The following is an 18776-nucleotide window of genomic DNA, read 5'->3' as shown; positions in this document are numbered from 1 at the left end:
AATCTAGATTTCTGTCTTGGCCCGGACGGCTTCGACGCGCATCCGAAACATCGCGCCAATGTCGAGCAGGGGTCGCGGCGGGAGCCAGCCGGGTTGGGCTCTGTCCATCACCGAATCGAGCAGCGGCGAGCCAACACCCGATGCCAGTTCAGCGAGCAGTCGCCCCCAAAGAGTGCCGCGCGCCACGCCCGAGCCATTGCAGCCGGCCACGGCATACACGCCCTCTTCCGCCCTGGAAAAAAACGGCTGCCCGGAGCGCGAGGCGCTCAGGTGTCCGGTCCAGGTGTACTGGATATCCTGCTCGGTCAGCCACGGGAAACGCCGCTGCAAACCCACGACATGGTGCTGGCGACGGATCGCCAGTTCATGGCCGGACAAATCCCGCGAGCGGTACTCCGCCGTGTTGCGGATCATCACCCGACGATCGGGCGTCAGCCGCACCGTGGCGCCAAGCGGACGGGTGGACAGCACGCCCCAAGGCTCGACACTGCCGATGTTGCGAAATTCTTCGTCACTCAACGGCCGCGTAAGGCTGGCACTGAGTTCCATGGCAAAGGTGCCGCTGTCCTGAATGCCGGCGCGAGGCACGAAGGCGTTGAGGCAGATCAACACTTGCTTCGCCTCGATGCTGCCATCGATGCCGTTGGCCCGCAGACGCCCTTTACCCAAACGTTCGAGGCCGGTGATGTCGGTGTTTTCGTAGACGGTGACCGCCTCCGGCAGCGCCTCCAGCAAACCCTTCACGTACTTCGCCGGTTGCAGCAACGCGTTGCCCTTGCCGCACCAGATCGCGGCGCGGTAATGCCGGGTGCCAAGTTTTTGATTCAGTTGCTCACCTTCGAAAAACTCCGCGGACGCGCCGAGTGTCCGCAAGGTTTGCAGCTTCTCGTCAATGTGGGTCAACTTGCCGGGATCGCTGACGGCAAAGAAATAGCCCGAGTCCCGGAAGTCGCACTCGATGCCATGACGGGCAATTACCTTGCGCACTTCCGCACTGGCGGCACGTGAAATCGTCGTGTCCACCTCAAAGCCGGCAAACCCGGACTTGCCGATCAATTCATCGTTGGCGGGGTGTTCGTGGGCCACCACAAATCCGGAATTACGCGCCGAAGCGCCCTGCGCCGCGCGCTGCCTGTCGACCACCACGATGCGCGCCTGCGGGTGCATTTGCGCCAGCGCATGGGCGGCACTCAGGCCGGTAATGCCGGCACCGATGATCAGCCAATCGGCCTTTTGCGCGCCGATCAGACGATCACGCGCCGGAGCACTCCCGGCTTGCGCGATCCAGCCACATTCATTATTCATGCGTCACCTGCCTAGACTGTCGTTCTGCTAGCCGGCACATGCGGTAATTGCATAGGCAATGTGTGATGGCGGCTGCTAGCGCTAGAATCTATTAGGTCCTCGGTGTTACAACCAACGTTATAAATTCATTGAGCCATTCATAAAACGCATGGATAAGATTCGTCACGTCCCTTCGCTTCAAGCCATGCAGGCATTGGTGGAAGTTGCTGATTCCGGCAGTTTCACCCAAGCGGCGCATAAGCTCTGCCTGACACAAAGCGCCGTCAGCAGGCAAATACAGCAGCTGGAAGGTCATTTCGGCGTGCCGATGTTCGTCCGCAGCAGCCGCAGCATTCGCCTGACCTCGGAAGGCGAGCAGGTGCTGGCCAGCGCGCGCGATATCCTCGAACAACTGAAAGCCCTTGAGGATCGGCTGTCTCCGCAAAAACGCCCGTTCCGTATTCGCATGCACGTCTCGTTGGCGGTGCGCTGGTTGCTGCCGAAACTGAGCGATTTCTATCGCGCTCACCCGGACGTTTCCTTGTCTATCGAAACCGTGGCGACCGAGATCGTCGAGCCGGCCAGCGACAGCGACGCCTACATTCTCTACCTGCCCGAACCGTCCAGCGACCCCGCTTGCCTGACCCTGTTCGAGGAAGCGCTGGTGCCGGTGTGTGCGCCCGGCCTGGCCAGCGCCACCCAGCCGCTGGCGTCGATGGAGGATCTGGTGCGGTTCCCGCTGCTGCACCGTTCGGCCGACCAACAAGCCTGGATTGAGTGGCTGGCCGCCAATGACGGCAAGCCGCTGGGGGACTATCGGCACATTCCCTTCAACCTCGATGAATTGGCGCTTGATGCTGCGGCGCGCGGGCTTGGGGTGGCGGTGACCGACTTGACCCTGGCGCAAGAATCGATTGATCGCGGTGTGCTGGTCGTTCCGTTCGGGGATCCGTTGAAGACGCGGGGCGTCTATTCGCTGTACCTGCAACCGTCGGCAGCGTCTCATCCGGCGTGCGCGCAGGTTATGCAATGGTTTGCCGGGCAGGCTGAACAGAACACCGACTGACGTCGAAATGAAAACCACTGTGGGAGCGGGCTTGCTCGCGAATGCGGTGGATCATTCAGCATCGATGTCGACTGACACACCGCATTCGCGAGCAAGCCCGCTCCCACGTTCAATTTGTGATGTTCTTGGGATTCAGGCTTCTTGCTGCACCACGCCCCGCTCTTCCAGCAACCTCACAAACATAGTCAGGCTCTGCGACACCGTGCCTCTGCGCCACACCAACCAGGTGCGTAAATACCGGAAGGATTGCGACAACGGCCAGACGCTGACCGTGGTACAGCCCGGCATGCTTTCGAGCATGCTGCGCGGCATCAGCGCCAGGCCGGCACCGGCGCTGACGCAGGCCAGCATGCCGTGATAGGACTCCATTTCGAAGATCTTACCGGGCACCGCCGCGTCCTTGCTGAACCAGCTTTCGAAGTGGTGTCGGTACGAGCAATTGGAGCGGAAGGCATAGATGTTTTCGCCGTTGACGTCCCGCGCGCGGTGGATCGGTGCATGGTTGAGCGGCGCGATCAGCACCATTTCTTCCTCGAACGCCGGCACGCCCTCCAGTGCCGGGTGCAGCACCGGTCCGTCGACAAACGCAGCGGCTAGTCGGCCTGACAGCACGCCGTCGATCATGGTCCCGGAAGGTCCGGTGGACAGGTCGAGCTCGACCTTGGCGTGTTTCTGGTTATAGGCGGCCAACAGCTCGGGGATGCGCACCGCCGCCGTGCTCTCCAGCGACCCCAGCGCAAAAGCACCCTGGGGTTCTTCACCGGCCACCGTCGCCCGGGCTTCCTGCACCAGGTCGAGAATGCGTCGGGCGTAATCCAGAAAACTCCAACCGGCCGGCGACAGGCGCAGGCGGCTTTTCTCGCGGATAAACAGGTCCACGCCGAGGTCCTGTTCCAGCTGCTTGATTCGGGTTGTCAGGTTCGACGGCACCCGATGGATGTGCTGGGCAGCCACGCTGATGCTGCCGTGCTCGGCCACTGCTTTGAAAATTTCCAGCTGAACCAGATCCAAGTCATTCTCCAAACGTGAACGATATGCTCAGCATTATTCAGTTTCCAGAAAACAAACGCCACCGTAACCTGAGCGCATTCCCACCTTGCAGGACGATGCCATGACCAGCGTTTCCAGCATCACCCACGCCATTTCGATCAACCCCGCCACTGGCGAGCAGATCGGCCACTACCCTTTTGAATCCGATTCGGCGCTGCAAGCCGCACTGTCCCGCGTCGCTGCCGGGTTCCGCGTCTGGCGCAGCACAGCGGTTGCACAACGCTCGCAGCTCCTGATCACCCTGGCTCAGGCATTGCGCGACAACGCTACAGCGATGGCGAAGATGATTACCCTGGAGATGGGCAAGCCGATCACTCAAGCACGCGGTGAAATTGAAAAATGTGCGCAGCTCTGCGAGTGGTACGCCGAACACGGCCCCGCCATGCTGACCGCCGAGCCGACCCTGGTTGAAGGCGGTAAAGCGCGCATTGAATATCGCCCGCTCGGCCCGATTCTCGCGGTGATGCCGTGGAACTTCCCGATCTGGCAGGTGCTTCGTGGCGCCGTTCCTGCGCTGATTGCCGGCAACACCTACGTGCTCAAACATGCGCCGAACGTGATGGGCAGCGCTTACTTGCTGCTGGAAGCCTTCAAGCAAGCCGAGTTCCCTGAAGGCGTGTTCGAGGTCATCAACGTCACGCCGGAGGGTGTTTCCACAGCCATCGCTGATCCACGCATCGCCGCAGTGACCCTCACCGGCAGCGTGCGCGCCGGCATGGCCATCGGCGCGCAGGCCGGCGCAGCATTGAAGAAATGCGTATTGGAACTGGGTGGTTCAGACCCTTTCATCGTGCTCAACGACGCCGACCTCGACGAAGCGGTCAAAGCCGCCGTGATTGGCCGTTATCAAAACACCGGGCAAGTCTGCGCAGCCGCGAAACGCTTGATTGTCGAGCAAGGCATTGTCGAAGCATTCACCCGCAAGTTTGTCGAGGCCACACGCAAACTGGTGGTCGGCGATCCACTGGCGACCGAGACGTACATTGGCCCGATGGCTCGCTTTGATCTGCGTGATGAACTGGATCAACAGGTGCGCGACACCCTGGAAGAAGGTGCGACGTTGTTGCTGGGTGGCAAGAAGGCTGAAGGCCCGGGCAACTTCTACGAGCTGACTGTATTCGGTGATGTTACCGACCAGATGACCTCGTTCAAGCAGGAGCTGTTTGGCCCGGTGGCCTCGATCATCACCGCGCGCGATGCAGCCCATGCACTGGAACTGGCGAATGACAGCGAGTTCGGCCTCGCCGCGACCCTCTACACGGGCAACGTGGAACGTGCCCAACAGATGGCCGGCGAACTGGAAACCGGTGGCGTGTTCATCAATGGCTACTGCGCCAGCGACCCCCGTGTCACCTTTGGCGGCGTGAAGAAAAGCGGTTTCGGCCGCGAGCTGTCGCACTTCGGGGTGCGCGAGTTCTGCAATGCGCAGACGGTGTGGCTGGATCGTCGCTGATCGCCTCCAGTGGCCCGGGAGTCTTTTGACTCTCGGGCCACCGAGCTTTACTCGTTCAAAAAATACACCTTGTTAACAATCATCCAGCGTTCGTTGATTTTCAGTAACGACAGATAATCCGTGAACCGCATGCCGACGTAATCATCAATCACTTTTACAGCGGCAGCATCACCCGTTATGTCGACGCTAACGGTTTGCCAATACGGTTCGACCTCTTTGGCCGCAGGGCCTTCGGCCTTGATCGCGCTGATGAAGTCCTCCAGCGATAACCATTCCAGCGCTTGTTGATAGTGACCGATGATGCGACAAGCAGGATGAAAAGCCTGCCGCAGCAACGCTTCGTCCGCGAAAACCATGCCCTCCACGTAATTGCGTACCACAACACCGATGTGCTCTTTGTCCATCGTTTGAGCCGTCATGTCATACCTCCAACAGACTCATCCCACCTGAAAAGTCTAGCACTGCGCCCCGGACATTCTCGGGCGGCGGCTATGCTGTTGAAGGCAACTTTTCAGGAGGAGCTCAAAGATGTCGCTGACGCTTTACTACCATCCGCTGGCCTCGTACTCCTGGCGATTGTGCGGCGACCCCGGCGCTGTTCTATGCCAGCACTCTGCAACCGATCCCCGACGATTACCGCCACTTGAACGCGTATTTCGAGAGGTTGATGACCCGACCGTCTGTCCAGCGGGTCCTCGACGAAGCCAGGCCCTATTTCTCGATGTATCCGTTTGCCGAGGCCATTCCGGAACGGTTTCGCTAGGGCATTAACCGACGATATCGATCAACTGCTCACGCTGTGCGCCGGTCAGCATCGGCCCGAAACCGGCGCCGGCATTGTCCGCCATGTAGCGCGGGTTGCCGGTGCCGGGAATCACGCAGGTCACCGCTGAATGCGACAGCAGGAACTTCAGCGCCATTTGTGCCCAGCTGTTGACCCTCACGTCCGCCGCCCAGCGCGGTAAGGGTTTGTCCTTCAAGCGGGTGAGCAGGTTGCCGCCACCGAACGGCCGATTGCAGATCACCGCCACGCCACGCTCGCGACACAGCGGCAGGATGCGTTTCTCGACGCCGCGATCGTCCAGGGCATAGTTGATCTGCAAGAAATCCAGTGGCTCGGCCTTGAGCACCGCTTCCACTTCTTCATACGCCGAGGCGGTGTAATGGGTGATGCCGATGTAGCGGATACGCCCTTCTTCCTTCCATTTGCGCAAGGTCGGCAGATGAATTTGCCAGTCCAGCAGGTTGTGGATCTGAATCAGGTCGATACGGTCGGTTTGCAGCAGTTTGAAGGACTGCTCCATCTGCGCGATGCCTTCTTCGCGGCCACGGGTCCAGACCTTGGTGGCCAGGAAAGCAGGCGAGCGCGGCTCATGAATCGACAGTAATTCACCGGTCGTCTCTTCGGCCCGGCCGTACATGGGCGAGCTGTCGATCACCGTCCCGCCCTTCTCGAACAATGCCCGCAGAACCGCGGGCAGCTGTTTGTAGGCGGGACTCGAAGGCTCGACATCAAAACCGCGATAGGTACCCAACCCTACGATGGGCAATGGCTCGGAGCTGGAAGGAATGGCGCGGGTCTGCATGTTCTTGCCTCCTGTTTCCTTCGACGGCGTGGTGGCAGCAAAGGCTGGGCCGAAGGTGAAAACCGCCGAAGCACCGGCAGCCAGCGTGAGTATTTGGCGACGCGTGTACCGATCAGTGTGGATCATGAAATTTGCCCTTCCACATTTTTACGGTCAGCCCCTTGTTCCTGGCGCCTGGCCAGCCACAGGCATAACCAGCCCCACAGCCCGGCAAACGGCACGATCAGCAGCGCCACCAGACCAAAACCCGCGCCCAAGGCCGTCAAACCGACCGACAACCAGCCACTGGCGGCATCTCCGCCGCGGTACACCAGGGTTTCGATCACATTCTTGGCCTTGTACTTTTCCTCGCGGCTGACCACGGTCCACAACACCTCGCGCGCCGGGCGCACGATGGCGAACTCGACCGCACGACGCAGCCCCTGCGCCATTGCGACGGTGGCGGGCTCGGGCGCCAGGGCCATGGCGGTAAACGCCACGATGGTCGCCAGGGGTAACGCCGCCAGTGCCCCAACGACGCCGATCAAACGAATCAACGGTGCCGTCAGCAGCAGCTGAAAGATCAAGGTCAGTGCCGACACGATCAAATCGACGACGGCGAAGAACTGCGTCCGACTGGCCACATCAGCATAGCTACCCGCCACAATCCGTCCCTGCTCGAAATACAACAAGGTCGCGGCGCTGGTGTGCAGCAGCATGAACAGCACCAGACCCAGCAAATAGGGCGAGCGCACAATCAGCGTGATCCCGGCCAGCATGCTGCCGCCCATACGCCGATCATCCAGCAAGCGGCTGCCAGACTGTGATTGCGTCCGGGACAGCAGCGCCCGATAGCAGCGCACTGCGACTTCCAGCAGCAGCGCGGCCGCGACGGTCAACGCCACCGGCCCCAGGCGCGTGGCCATGGTCGCCGCCAGCAACGGCCCTATGAACGTGCCCAGGGTGCCACCTGCCGCGATGAAGCCGAACAGCCGCCGCCCCTGTTCACTGGAAAACCGGTCGACCAGCACGCTCCAGAAAATAGTGACGATGAACAGGTTGTAGATGCTGATCCAGACGAAAAACACCCGCCCGACGGCCACTGGCGCAATGCGATTGGCGATCAACACGCCGAACACCAGCATCGACACGGCGATCACGCGGTAGATCAGCGGCACGAAACGCGTGGCCGGCAGCCGCGACACCAGCGCACCGAATACCGGGACCATCAGCAGCATCACCACGAAGGTTGCCGTGAACAGCCACTGCAGTTTGTCGGCACCGCCCTCAAGGCCCAAGGCATCGCGCAGTGGTCGCACCAGGTAATAACTGGCTAACACGCAGAAATGGAACGCGAACCCCAGCATCAGCGCAGTTCTTTCGCCAGGCTGGACGTTGAGCCACTTTGCAGCGATGGGCATGGGCGCCCTCCCCTGTAGCCGGGTTCGGCGTGCCCGGCTACCGATGAACTAAACTCTGGCTCCGATCCAGTGGATTGGGTTCCTCAGCCCAGAGCCGTCAATGTCGCCCACTAAAGTTAGTCGAATGCCACGAACCCTGGTGTTAATCGTCGTCATCCTGGCAGCGTCGTACCTGGCGCTCTGTGCGGCGCTGTTCGTGTTTCAGCGCGCGCTCATCTACTTCCCGCAACCCAGCGCCATCGAGACGCCCGATACGCTGCTCAAGCTGACGGTAGAGGATGCACAGGTACTGGTGTCGGTCAGGCCCCACGACGGACCGAAGGCGTTGATCTATTTCGGCGGTAATGCCGAGGACGTCTCTCGCAACCTGCCCGGGTTCGCGCAGGCCTTCCCGGAGCATGCGATCTACTTGCTGCACTATCGAGGCTTCGGGGGAAGCTCCGGCTCGCCTTCCGAGGAGGCCATCCAGCGCGATGCCATGACCTTGTTCGACAAGGTCTACGACACCCATCCGCACATCGCCGTGGTCGGGCGCAGCCTTGGTTCGGGGGTCGCCGTGCGTCTCGCCAGCCAGCGTCCGGCCTCCCGCCTGATCCTGATCACGCCTTACAACAGCCTGGAAGATCTCGCCGTGCGCCAGTACCCGTGGTTTCCGGTGAAGTGGCTGCTACAGGAACGGTTTGAATCATGGAAATATGCAGCGCACATCACGATACCGACGCTGTTGATCGCGGCGGAGCACGACGAAGTCATACCGCGCTCCAGCACGGAGCAGCTCTACACGCACTTCGCCAAAGGCGTGGCCACGCTGCGAGTCATACCGGGTGTGGGCCACAATTCCATTTCCGAGAGCCCCGAGTATCTAAAATTGCTGGGCGATGCGCTGTGAAAAATACGCGCCACACCGCGACCTGTAGCAGCTGCCGAAGGCTGCGTCCGGCTGCGCAGCAGTCGTAAATCACAACTCGCGGTGTATCAGTCAGACCCAGCAAGCCGGGATTGCGACTGCTGCGCAGCCGAACGCAGCCTCGCAAGCTCGGCAGCTGCACAGTACGATAGCGGTGAGTCATAGAGACCATCGATCACTTGAATCTGTTGGGTTGAAACGTAAGGCTCATCGCTGATAAAAGTGGCGATACCACGTCACAAATTGCTTCACGCCTGCTTCAATTTCTATGTGGGGCGAGAAGCCGACCCAGTCCGCCAGCGCCGACACATCGGCCCACGTCTTGATGACGTCGCCCTTTTGCATCGGCAGATAGTTGCGCTGAGCTTTTATGCCCAGCGCCGTTTCCAGGCATTCGACAAATTCCAGCAACGCAACCGGTTTCCCACGGCCGATGTTGAAAATCCGGTTGACGCCATCAGCCTCCTGGTCCGGGACCGGCGGCTTTGTACGCAAGCGGGCGATGCTTTCGACAATGTCGTCGACATAGGTGAAGTCGCGCGCCATCTGGCCATGGTTGTAAATATCAATCGGCCGGCCATTGAGCATCGCTTCGGTAAACGTGAACAGAGCCATGTCAGGACGTCCCCAAGGCCCGTATACGGTAAAAAAACGCAGGCCGCTGGCGCGAAGACCGTAAAGATGGCAGTAGCTGTGGGCAAGCAATTCATTGGCTCGCTTGCTGGCGGCGTACAGCGAAACCGGTTGATCAACCGGGTCATCGACGCTGAACGGGAGCTTGCTGTTGGCGCCGTACACCGAACTGCTCGACGCATAGATCAGATGCGCAGGCCGATAGTGTCGGCAGGCTTCCAGCACGTTCAGAAATCCCACCAGATTCGATTGGGCATACACATCCGGGTTATCCAGCGAATAACGAACCCCCGCTTGCGCCGCCATATGCACGACCTCGGTGAACTCACCGTCTTTGAACAACGCCATCAAGGCCGGTTTATCGACAATATCCAGCGTCTGAAAACGGAAACCGTGCAACTCGTTCAGCTGTTTGAGCCGAGCGTATTTCAATTCCACGCTGTAATAACCGTTAAGGTTGTCGATACCGACAACTTCTCGCCCCTCCAGGCACAATCGTTTGACGGTGTGATACCCGATGAACCCCGCCGCGCCAGTCACAAGAATGGTCATAATGCAGTCCCGCTTGTCCAATCCCAGGCAATTAGTTATAGCGTTGCAATAGCAGAGGGTCCAGCGGTCATTACCGGACCCACTAGTGGGGAATTCATCTCCACACCCTTTCGCCAGAGCACGACTATGAGTACCAGAAAAAGTTTAAACCGTTCGACGGAAAACAAATTATTGGAAAAAACAACAACTTGCATACAGCTAAAAGCACTATTGGACAAAAGGTATATTTTTTGACAAGGAACGTTTGACAGGTTGTCGAGACTGGTTAATAACTACCCATGGTCTGGTGGTACAGAATACAAGTGCAGTTTTTTCGTTTTCGCTGCCTCGCCAGATAACTTTTGAAATCCTTGTTTTTTATGGCTCCCTGACAGGGACCCTGCGGTAGCTTTGTCTTCGGCAAACTACTCAGACTTTACACCCAAAACACTGTCATATATAACGCACCCTCACTTCTTAACTGTTTCAACAATGCAACATGTCGTGACTCATTATTGATACACCTTCTATAAGAACAGCAACTCTGTCTGACTAAAAACTTTCCGGGCCTTAATAGCCTCTGCCTGCTTAAACTTTCGATACTTACGAGGTTTACCAGCATGTCAGCCATCAGCGCCGAACGTTCAAACTGGTACCTGTTGCAATGCAAGCCTCACCAGGACGAACGCGCCCACATCAACCTGCTTCAACAAAACTATGTCGTGTTCCACCCGCAACTGGTGAGTGAACGCATCATTCGCGGCAAACAGCACCGCGTACGCGAGTCCCTCTTCCCCGGGTACCTGTTTATCCATCTTGGCGGTAACGATAACTGGGCGCCCATACGATCTACGCGTGGCGTCAGTCGTATTGTCGAGTTCAATCACGGACCTGCGACGGTGACCGATCACGTCATCGAGCATCTGCGTGCGCGCTGTTGCGAATCCGCAGAATCGCGCGATGACCCGCCCCTGACGCCCGGCGAACACCTGCAAATCATCCGCGGTCCGCTGTCGACACTTGGAGGTATTTTCATCGCTCCCCATGGGTCTGAGCGCGTCATGATCCTGATGCAGTTTCTTAATCGGGAACAGACTATTTGCTTGCCATTAGGTGACCTTGAACGTCAGCACGCCTCATTCCACACCACTCTCTGACTCTCTGACTTCAGTGTTTTTTTCCAGGAGCCATGACATGGCCTTGAATTCACGTTGCCCTTTTGCACTGATCATGGCCTCCCTCTACCCTGGCATGGCCTGGAGTATTGATCCGGCGCCTATTGATGTTTACGGATTCGGTTTCACACCCACCTTTCTGTTTTCAGAAAGCTATGACGATAACTTCCGGGAGGTGGAAAACAATAAACAATCGTCCATGATCACCAAATTGGCGCCCAACTTCGAACTCAAGGCCGAAGACCGCAACAGCGCCACCCGACTGATCTGGCAGCCCGCCCGCTACATTTATCATGACGAGTCTGATGCCTCGTACACCGCACAACGGGTGCGGGCGGACAGCATCATGGAATTCACCGACCGGCACCGTCTGAAACTCGAAGCCGAATACCGGAAATATGAGCGCACCGAATCGACGGCTGTCGAGGGCGTCAATGACAAGCTCAACAACAAACGGGTGGGTGGTCTCTACACCTATGGCGCCAAGAGCGCTGACAATCAGATCGATTTCGGCGCCAGCTACGCAGAGCTCCGCTACGACAATGCCGACGGCATCAATGACGACAAAGAGCGCAATACCGCCGGCCTGACCACCACGTGGTATCACCGCATCGGCAGCAATACCCGTGGCCTGCTCGAATACGACCACACCCAATTTGACTACCAGCAGCCCGACAGCCCGCGCAGCAGCAAATCCAACGCAGTGCTGGCCGGTGCCGTCTGGGATATCACTGCAAAGACCACCGGCAAAGTCCGCGTCGGGTATGAGAAAAAGGACTTCGACAGCAGCGAATCCAAGGACCTCGACAACCCCACCTGGCAAGTAGATCTGCAATGGAAGCCGCGAACTTATTCAACGTTCACCTTTGTGGCTCGTCAGGCCCTCGCCGAGGGCGACGATGGCGCCGACGCCGTCAAGTCGACCTTCACCCAGGTCGGTTGGCGCCATGGCTGGACCGAACGGATCACCACGGTGGCACAAGCCGGGTTCGGTCGTTATGTCTACGAGGGCCAAAGCCGCACGGACGACTTACAGGACTACCACCTGGCCGTGGTGTATGCGATGCGCCGGTGGCTGGATATCGAACTCGGCTATCGGTTCCGCGATAACGACTCCGATGCCGACAACGAAAGTTTTACCCGCAACGTGGTTCAGATCAGCTTCAACGTAAGCCTCTAAGAGGGTTTCGCCATGAACTCACACACACTGGGCTTGTTGTTCGCACTGGCGGTTCTACCCAATGCGTATGCAGCTGACCCCGGCACTCAGTACAAACTGGCCGCTGGCGATGTCTTGCGCATTATCGTATTTGGCGAACCGGAGTTGAGCCTGAAAAAGATCCGCCTAAGCGACGCCGGCACCTTTTCCTACCCCTTTCTGGGTGAGATTTCCGCGAAAGGACTGACCCCCGGCCAAGTCGAAAAAGTTATCGTCAGCGGGCTTAAACAAGGGTATCTGATCGACCCGAAAGTCAGCTTGAGCCAGATCGAATACCGTCCGTTCTACATCAACGGCGAAGTGAAAAAACCCGGCAATTATCCATTCATACCCGGGCTGACCCTGGAGAAAGCAATCGCCCTGGGCGGTGGCTTGACCGAGCGGGCCTCGATCAAACGCGTGACCATCGTGCGCGGTGATGGCGGCGCCACACTCACCGATGAAGTCACCCGAAGCACCACGATTGCCCCCGGCGATACCATTTCCATTGCACAAGGGTTTTTCTGACCATGGACAACAGCCCTAGCCCCTACGTCGAGCGTCCTCTTCAAACGCATGTGCATCAGCAGCCGTACAGCGAAAACCGGGACACCATTGACCTACTCAAAATCTGGAGAGTGATCTGGCGCGCCAAATGGAGCATCGGATGGCTGGTCCTGCTTTGCTGTGCGGTGGCGGCCATTGCGGTCTCGGCCATTACCCCGCAATACATCGGCAGCACCACCTTGCTGTTCAACGATAAAACACCGCCGCTGATGTCCTTCCAGCAGGTCAAGGATTCAGGCAGCAATGCCACCGAATACTTGCAGACACAACAAGCGCTCCTGCAATCGCGTGACCTTGCCGAACGCGCGGTGAAAAAACTCGGCCTGACGACCCACCCGGTCACCGACCCGCGCCAGCAACCGACGCCTTGGTTCACCCCGCGCAAATGGCTGGCGGACCTTGACCTTGATCTTGACCAATGGCTGCCAGGGCTGGGCACGCTGATGCCGGTGAAAGGCGCGCCCAGCGAGGAAGACGTCTTCAATCAGGTCACGCAGAACCTCATGCTGCACACCAGCGTCAAGTTCGTCGGCAAGAGCCAGCTGCTGGAAATCGAGGTCGAACTACCCGATCCGGTTCTGGCGGCAGCAGCGGCCAACGCGCTGGCCCAAGGTTTTACCGACAGCCAGCTCGACACCAGCGAGAAGGCCTCGCAGACCACCACGGCGTGGATGAACACACGACTGGTCAAGCTGCGTGACAACCTGCGCGCCGCCGAGAAAAAGCTTCAGGGATACCGGGAGGAGCAAGGCCTGGTCGACGTTGGCGGGGTCGCAACCATCAGCGCCAACGAACTGGAAATGACCGGCAATCGTATGGTCGACGCCCGTCGCAACCGCGCTGAAGCTGAGAGCGAATACCGCCAGGCGAAGGCCCTGAGCAGCGGTGACTTGAGCCGACTCTCCAGTGTGCCGGCGGTCTTGAGTAACCCGTTGGTCCAGCAATTCCAGGTGGATCGGGCCAAGGCTCAAGCCAAGGTCGATGAGCTGGCGGGGCGCTATGGGACAAAACACCCGAGCCTGATTTCCGCGAAATCCGAATTGCGCGCCGCGACCACCAGCCTGCAGTTGCAGGTTCAGCAAGTGGTCGCCGGGATCGAACGCCAATTCCAGCTGGCCTCGGCCAGTGAAGCCTCGCTACGCCAATCCTTCAACACTAACAAGGCGCAGATCCAGGACATCGCCCGCAAGGAATTCCAGTTGCGCGAGTTCCAGCGTGAAGTCGACAGCACCCGCGCACTGTATGAAACCTTCGTCACCCGCTTGAAGGAAACCGCCGCCACCGCCGACATGGACTCCACCAAAGTGCGCATCGTCGATCCGGCCATTGTTCCTGTCGACGCGAGCAAGCCCCGTAAAACATTGATTGTGGGGATCGTCGGGTTAATCGCGACAGTGATCGGCATGGCGCTGGCATTGCTCATGGACAAACTGAGCAACACCTTCAAGACTGACGAGTCGATCGAAAGCACGCTGAACATTCCGCTACTCAGCGTTATACCGCTGGTCATGAAGAAAAGCCGTCGGCAACTGGCGAGGTTGTTCGAAGACAATGAAAACCCGCGTTTTTCCGAAACCATTCGCAACCTGCGCACCTGGCTGATGTTGCAAAGCAGTGACATGCCGTCGCAGGTGGTGCTGGTCACGTCGACCGTCGCCGGTGAAGGCAAAAGCACGATTGCCAACAACCTGGCCAGCTCACTCACACCATTGGAGCGTGTGCTGCTGATCGATGCCGACATGCGTCAGCCAACCCTTTCGCTGAACTTCGACTTTCCGCCTGACAGTCCGGGACTGGCCAATGTGATTGCGGGGACTGCCCGGCTCGAAGACTGCATCGTTTCGGTGGGCAATCTGGACATGCTGCCGGCCGGGAGGATGGAGCCGGTATCGCAGGATCTGTTCGCCGCACTGCGCCTGCCGTCCCCTGCGGACACGCTCAGTTCGGCACGCCAGCCGCCGCCACAGGATCTGCTCAGCTCACCGCGCATGGCGCGCATGCTTGAGGTGCTCAAGTCGCGTTACCGCCACATCATCATCGACTCCCCCCCTGCGGAGATGATCAGCGACGCGCTGTTGCTGGCCCGGCATTCGGATGCCGTGATCTATGTGGTCAAGGCCGACAGCACGCCGATCAATCAGGTGCAGAGAGGCATTTCAATGTTGCAAACAAGCCACGTACCGGTATTTGGCGCCGTGCTCAATCAAGTCGATCTGCGCAAGGCGCGCAAGTACGGCTACAACCATTCCCGAACGTTCTACAACTACGACTTCGTGCCCAGATAACACCCTGTCACGTTTTTTCTGCGTCTCTATCTGCCCTCACACCCATTGCTTCACCTCTGCCGAGCTACGGAAAAGCCCTGCGGAAGCCACGTCGTGGCTGCCGTTCAGTGCCGACAGATCACTCATGCCTCGAGGTCAAGCCCATGACTCCGCAATACACCGCTCACATTGCACATCGCCGAGGCCTGACGTTCTGGGGCCAGTGGTTGTGTGCGATGACACTGGCCATCTCGCTGCTGACGCTACTGGTGTTTTGGCGTGTTGGCAGTCTGACCAGCGAGTACCGCATCCTGATGATTCTGACCGTGCTCGGTTCAGTGCCCATCTACAGCATGATGCAGGTTTACCATAAGCGACATGGCCTGGTGGTCGGGCTCGGCCGGTTACTGGCCGGCTGGTTGATCCTGCTGGCGGTACTGGCGACCATTGCTTTCACCACCCAGACCAGTGCGATTTACTCGCGCCAGGTCATCATGGTCTGGGCAGTGCTGGGCTTTTTCGTCCAGGCTGCGACTTTTCTGCCCTTGCATTACTTCGCCCGGCTGCATTCGCGAATGATCTGCAGGGAACGTCGCTCGGTGATCATCGGCACTTGCCCGACCGCCCATGAACTCGCGAAAAAACTCTCCCAGCCGAACCGCGCGCTGGTATTGGGTTTCATCGCCGCCGCCGATAACAGCGGCCCGGCACCGAGCATTCTGCCGCTGCTGGGTCACGTCGATGGGATCCGCGAGATCATCACCCGCCTGGACGTACGCCGCGTCTACATTGTCCTGACGATGGCGCATGCCGCCACCATCGAAGCGCTCTACATCGATCTGCTGGACATGAACGTCGACGTGGTGTGGATTCCGGATTTCGGCAGCATGGTGCTGCTCAACCACTCGATCTCTGAAATCGAGCGAATGCCGGCGATTTACCTCAACGAGAGCCTGATCAGCTCGCACCCCGCCAGCCTGTTTTGCAAGGACCTGTTCGAACGCAGCCTGGCCGCCGTGGCCATTATTGCCCTCAGTCCGTTGCTCTTGATGGTAGCGATCGCCGTCAAGCTGACCTCCGCCGGTCCCGTGCTGTTCAAGCAAAATCGCCACGGCTGCAACGGCGAAGTGATCAAGGTCTGGAAATTTCGTTCGATGCGCCTCCACGACGATCGCGAAGTGCAGCAGGCCACCCGTGACGATGATCGTGTCACACCGCTCGGACGCTTTCTGCGCCGCAGTTCCATCGACGAATTACCGCAGCTGTTCAACGTGTTGTTCGGGCAAATGGCCCTGGTCGGCCCCCGCCCGCATGCCGTCACCCACAACATTTACTACACCGGCAAAGTGCGCGCCTACATGGCCCGTCACCGCCTCAAACCGGGGATTACCGGGTTGGCCCAGATCACCGGGCATCGAGGCGAAACCGAAACGGTGGAAAAGATGCAGCTGCGCGTCGCCCAGGACCTCAACTACATCAACCAATGGTCGCTGTGGCTGGACATCAAGATCCTCATCAAGACGCCCTTCACCTTGTTCTCGAAAAACATCTATTGACCCCTGCCCATCGTTGATCGCTGTCACGACGACCCGAGGTTTGATCATGAATGTGAGCGTATTCGGTATTGGTTACGTGGGACTTGTCCAAGGCGCCGCGCTGGCGGAAGTGGGCCACAACGTCCTCTGTGTGGATGTCGACGTCGACAAGGTAAAGGCGTTGAAGGATGGCACGCTACCGCTCTACGAGCCGGGCCTGAAAAGCCTGGTCCACAACAATTACCAAAGTGGACGACTGCAGTTCGGCACTGACCTTGCCAGCGCTGTCCACCATGGCGATGTGCTGTTGATTGCCGTTGGCACACCGCCAGACGAAGACGGCTCGGCAGACCTCAAACATGTGTTGAGCGTTGCGCAAACCATCGCGCTGAACATGGACCGACATCACATCATCGTCGATAAATCCACCGTCCCCGTCGGGACCGGCGACCGGGTGCGAGCGCACATCGAGCAGGTGCTGGCCGACAACGGTCGCGGCGACCTGACCTTCGACGTGGTCTCCAATCCCGAGTTTCTCAAGGAAGGCTGCGCGGTCGAAGACTGCATGCGCCCGGACCGGATCATCATCGGCACCGACAGCCAGCACGCCGAAGAGGTCATGCGAGAACTGTACGAACCGTTCAGTCGCAACCGCGAAAAGATCATCGTCATGGACCTGCGCAGCGCCGAACTGACCAAGTACGCCGCCAACAGCATGTTGGCGACCAAGATCAGCTTCATGAACGAAATGGCCAGCCTCGCCGAAAAACTGGGTGCCGATATCGAAATGGTCAGGCATGGCATCGGCTCTGATCCGCGCATCGGATATCAATTTATCTATCCGGGTGTGGGCTACGGCGGTTCGTGTTTCCCCAAGGACGTCAAGGCGCTGATACACGCCGCCGCCAGTGTCGACATCGACGCTCGGGTACTCAAGGCCGTCCAGTCGCGCAACGACGAACAGAAAGCCAGCCTGTACACCAGGATTTTCAATCACTTCGACGGCGCACTCCGCGGCAAGACCTTTGCCCTGTGGGGCCTGAGTTTCAAACCCAACACCGACGACATGCGCGAAGCCCCCAGCCGGGTGTTGATGGAAGCCTTGTGGCGCGCCGGCGCCAGCGTCCAGGCGTTCGACCCCAAAGCCATGGAGGAGGCCCAGCGCATATATGGCTCGCGCGATGACTTGACGCTGGCGGGCACCAAGGAAGCGGCGCTTAAAAATGCCGACGCCTTGATCATCGTCACCGAGTGGCAATCGTTTCGCGCGCCTGACTTCGACCTGCTCAGCCGGCAGCTCAAGCAACCGCTGATTTTTGACGGACGCAACTTGTTCGATCCGCAGCGGTTGAGCAAACGCGGCTTTACCTACGTCTCCGTGGGTCGGCAGACCTACCCGGTCATCTGAAGGAAGTCGCGCCATGATCAGGCTGCAAATAGTCAGGCACTACTCACCGAAGTTACTCGACGCCAACCAGGCCTATTCCTTCATTAACTTTGCTTCTATCGGCTGCCTTTTCGAACAGGCCCCAGGCACCGTCGCCTACTTTTGCGACGGCATGCTGATGTCGACGTTCATGTCGCGCGTAACCGGCCGTACGATCGGCCGGGTCAGCTTTGATTTCACGTCGATTGCCGACGCTGTTCTCAGCAGCGCAGAGCAACAGGGCAAGCGCGTGTATTTCGTCGGCGCCCGCCAAGCTGAACTGGATCTGTTTGTCGGCAAGATCAAAATGCTCTATCCGCGGCTGAGCATCGTCGGTTATCACAACGGCTACTTCGATGCGTCCCAGGCCCGGTGCATTCAGGCCGACATCTGCCGCAGCGAAGCAGACATTCTGATCGTCGGCCTGGGTGCCGGGCTGCAGGAGCAGTTCGAACAGGATGCGCTGCGCGCAGGATTTCGGGGTGCTGCCTTCACCTGTGGCGGGTTCATACGCCAGGAAGCCATGGCCACGCGGCATTACTACCCGCCAGTGATCAATCACCTGCATATGCGCGCGTTTTATCGGATGTATCGCGAGCCGCATACGATCAAACGCTACCTCATCGATTACCCCAGCAACTTTTTGCACCTGTTGAGGATGATCGTTCAGCGCAAAGTTGCCATCAGCGTTGGGGAATGAC

At 58.9% G+C, this 18776-nt stretch carries 16 protein-coding genes and 1 pseudogene; 11 read left to right on the top strand and 6 right to left on the bottom strand.

The window, feature by feature from the left end; genetic code table 11:
- Positions 1 to 3: 3 nt before the first annotated feature.
- A complete protein-coding gene (locus tag ACYZTM_RS27660) occupies positions 4 to 1305 on the bottom strand; it encodes an NAD(P)/FAD-dependent oxidoreductase (protein ID WP_461985753.1) in 1302 nt (433 codons plus the stop codon).
- Positions 1306 to 1453: 148 nt separating this feature from the next.
- Between ACYZTM_RS27660 and ACYZTM_RS27655 the strand changes: the two genes are divergently transcribed.
- A complete protein-coding gene (locus tag ACYZTM_RS27655; protein WP_461985751.1) occupies positions 1454 to 2350 on the top strand; it encodes a LysR substrate-binding domain-containing protein in 897 nt (298 codons plus the stop codon).
- A 132-nt stretch (positions 2351 to 2482) separates the two neighbouring features.
- Here the strand turns inward: ACYZTM_RS27655 and ptrR are convergent, their stop codons facing one another.
- On the bottom strand, positions 2483 to 3361 hold the full coding sequence (gene ptrR / locus ACYZTM_RS27650) for a putrescine utilization regulator PtrR (protein ID WP_461985749.1): 879 nt from the start codon (positions 3359 to 3361) through the stop codon (positions 2483 to 2485).
- 100 nt (positions 3362 to 3461) lie between these two features.
- On the opposite strand from ptrR, the gene ACYZTM_RS27645 reads away from it, so the two are divergent.
- A complete protein-coding gene (locus ACYZTM_RS27645) occupies positions 3462 to 4853 on the top strand; it encodes an aldehyde dehydrogenase family protein (RefSeq protein WP_461985747.1) in 1392 nt (463 codons plus the stop codon).
- Between the two features lie 47 nt (positions 4854 to 4900).
- On the opposite strand, the gene ACYZTM_RS27640 is transcribed toward ACYZTM_RS27645, so the two are convergent.
- The gene (locus ACYZTM_RS27640; protein WP_131061692.1) at positions 4901 to 5272 is read right to left on the bottom strand and encodes a nuclear transport factor 2 family protein; all 372 of its coding nucleotides are present in this window, start codon (positions 5270 to 5272) and stop codon (positions 4901 to 4903) included.
- Positions 5273 to 5424: 152 nt separating this feature from the next.
- Between ACYZTM_RS27640 and ACYZTM_RS27635 the strand changes: the two are divergent.
- Positions 5425 to 5616 (top strand): annotated as a pseudogene (locus ACYZTM_RS27635) (glutathione binding-like protein); the annotation flags it as partial.
- A gap of 4 nt (positions 5617 to 5620) precedes the next feature.
- Here ACYZTM_RS27635 and ACYZTM_RS27630 read toward each other — a convergent pair.
- Positions 5621 to 6565, bottom strand: coding sequence for an aldo/keto reductase (locus ACYZTM_RS27630; RefSeq protein WP_461985745.1), 945 nt, complete (start codon positions 6563 to 6565; stop codon positions 5621 to 5623).
- Positions 6562 to 7839, bottom strand: coding sequence for an NTP/NDP exchange transporter (locus ACYZTM_RS27625; RefSeq protein ID WP_461985743.1), 1278 nt, complete (start codon positions 7837 to 7839; stop codon positions 6562 to 6564). Before ACYZTM_RS27625 ends, ACYZTM_RS27630 begins: the two co-directional genes overlap by 4 nt.
- Before the next feature lie 124 nt (positions 7840 to 7963).
- Between ACYZTM_RS27625 and ACYZTM_RS27620 the strand changes: the two genes are divergently transcribed.
- Positions 7964 to 8728, top strand: coding sequence for an alpha/beta hydrolase (locus ACYZTM_RS27620; RefSeq protein ID WP_461985741.1), 765 nt, complete (start codon positions 7964 to 7966; stop codon positions 8726 to 8728).
- A 225-nt stretch (positions 8729 to 8953) separates the two neighbouring features.
- On the opposite strand, the gene ACYZTM_RS27615 is transcribed toward ACYZTM_RS27620, so the two are convergent.
- Positions 8954 to 9931, bottom strand: a complete 978-nt coding sequence (locus ACYZTM_RS27615; RefSeq protein WP_461985739.1) for an NAD-dependent epimerase — start codon at positions 9929 to 9931, stop codon at positions 8954 to 8956.
- 599 nt (positions 9932 to 10530) lie between these two features.
- Here ACYZTM_RS27615 and rfaH point away from each other — a divergent pair.
- From rfaH to ACYZTM_RS27580, 7 genes are all read left to right on the top strand, one after another.
- Positions 10531 to 11067 carry a transcription/translation regulatory transformer protein RfaH gene (rfaH, locus tag ACYZTM_RS27610; protein WP_461985737.1) on the top strand — a complete coding sequence of 179 codons (537 nt, stop codon included), beginning with the start codon at positions 10531 to 10533 and terminating at the stop codon, positions 11065 to 11067.
- 37 nt (positions 11068 to 11104) lie between these two features.
- A complete protein-coding gene (locus ACYZTM_RS27605) occupies positions 11105 to 12265 on the top strand; it encodes an outer membrane beta-barrel protein (protein ID WP_131061698.1) in 1161 nt (386 codons plus the stop codon).
- A gap of 12 nt (positions 12266 to 12277) precedes the next feature.
- Positions 12278 to 12811 (top strand): polysaccharide biosynthesis/export family protein, encoded by a 534-nt coding sequence (locus ACYZTM_RS27600; RefSeq protein WP_131061699.1) that lies wholly within the window; start codon positions 12278 to 12280, stop codon positions 12809 to 12811.
- Between the two features lie 2 nt (positions 12812 to 12813).
- On the top strand, positions 12814 to 15135 hold the full coding sequence (locus tag ACYZTM_RS27595) for a GumC family protein (RefSeq protein WP_461985734.1): 2322 nt from the start codon (positions 12814 to 12816) through the stop codon (positions 15133 to 15135).
- Between the two features lie 143 nt (positions 15136 to 15278).
- Complete coding sequence (locus tag ACYZTM_RS27590) at positions 15279 to 16670, top strand: undecaprenyl-phosphate glucose phosphotransferase (RefSeq protein WP_131061701.1); 1392 nt, start codon at positions 15279 to 15281, stop codon at positions 16668 to 16670.
- A 46-nt stretch (positions 16671 to 16716) separates the two neighbouring features.
- The gene (locus ACYZTM_RS27585) at positions 16717 to 18057 is read left to right on the top strand and encodes a UDP-glucose dehydrogenase family protein (protein WP_131061702.1); all 1341 of its coding nucleotides are present in this window, start codon (positions 16717 to 16719) and stop codon (positions 18055 to 18057) included.
- 13 nt (positions 18058 to 18070) lie between these two features.
- Complete coding sequence (locus ACYZTM_RS27580; RefSeq protein WP_131061703.1) at positions 18071 to 18775, top strand: WecB/TagA/CpsF family glycosyltransferase; 705 nt, start codon at positions 18071 to 18073, stop codon at positions 18773 to 18775.
- Position 18776 lies beyond the last annotated feature (1 nt).

The sequence above is a fragment of the Pseudomonas sp. MDT2-39-1 genome (assembly GCF_054898085.1).
The sequence above is the reverse complement of the archived record's forward strand: the minus strand, read 5'-3'. Positions and strand labels throughout refer to the sequence as shown.

Excerpts from the sequence above, each read along its gene's own strand:
- ACYZTM_RS27660 (WP_461985753.1), bottom strand. The coding sequence starts at position 1,305 with ATGAATAATGAATGTGGCTGGATCGCGCAAGCCGGGAGTGCTCCGGCG.
- ACYZTM_RS27655 (WP_461985751.1), top strand. The coding sequence starts at position 1,454 with ATGGATAAGATTCGTCACGTCCCTTCGCTTCAAGCCATGCAGGCATTG.
- ACYZTM_RS27645 (WP_461985747.1), top strand. The coding sequence starts at position 3,462 with ATGACCAGCGTTTCCAGCATCACCCACGCCATTTCGATCAACCCCGCC.
- ACYZTM_RS27640 (WP_131061692.1), bottom strand. The coding sequence starts at position 5,272 with ATGACGGCTCAAACGATGGACAAAGAGCACATCGGTGTTGTGGTACGC.
- ACYZTM_RS27630 (WP_461985745.1), bottom strand. The coding sequence starts at position 6,565 with ATGATCCACACTGATCGGTACACGCGTCGCCAAATACTCACGCTGGCT.
- ACYZTM_RS27625 (WP_461985743.1), bottom strand. The coding sequence starts at position 7,839 with ATGCCCATCGCTGCAAAGTGGCTCAACGTCCAGCCTGGCGAAAGAACT.
- ACYZTM_RS27620 (WP_461985741.1), top strand. The coding sequence starts at position 7,964 with ATGCCACGAACCCTGGTGTTAATCGTCGTCATCCTGGCAGCGTCGTAC.
- ACYZTM_RS27615 (WP_461985739.1), bottom strand. The coding sequence starts at position 9,931 with ATGACCATTCTTGTGACTGGCGCGGCGGGGTTCATCGGGTATCACACC.
- rfaH (WP_461985737.1), top strand. The coding sequence starts at position 10,531 with ATGTCAGCCATCAGCGCCGAACGTTCAAACTGGTACCTGTTGCAATGC.
- ACYZTM_RS27605 (WP_131061698.1), top strand. The coding sequence starts at position 11,105 with ATGGCCTTGAATTCACGTTGCCCTTTTGCACTGATCATGGCCTCCCTC.
- ACYZTM_RS27600 (WP_131061699.1), top strand. The coding sequence starts at position 12,278 with ATGAACTCACACACACTGGGCTTGTTGTTCGCACTGGCGGTTCTACCC.
- ACYZTM_RS27595 (WP_461985734.1), top strand. The coding sequence starts at position 12,814 with ATGGACAACAGCCCTAGCCCCTACGTCGAGCGTCCTCTTCAAACGCAT.
- ACYZTM_RS27590 (WP_131061701.1), top strand. The coding sequence starts at position 15,279 with ATGACTCCGCAATACACCGCTCACATTGCACATCGCCGAGGCCTGACG.
- ACYZTM_RS27585 (WP_131061702.1), top strand. The coding sequence starts at position 16,717 with ATGAATGTGAGCGTATTCGGTATTGGTTACGTGGGACTTGTCCAAGGC.
- ACYZTM_RS27580 (WP_131061703.1), top strand. The coding sequence starts at position 18,071 with ATGATCAGGCTGCAAATAGTCAGGCACTACTCACCGAAGTTACTCGAC.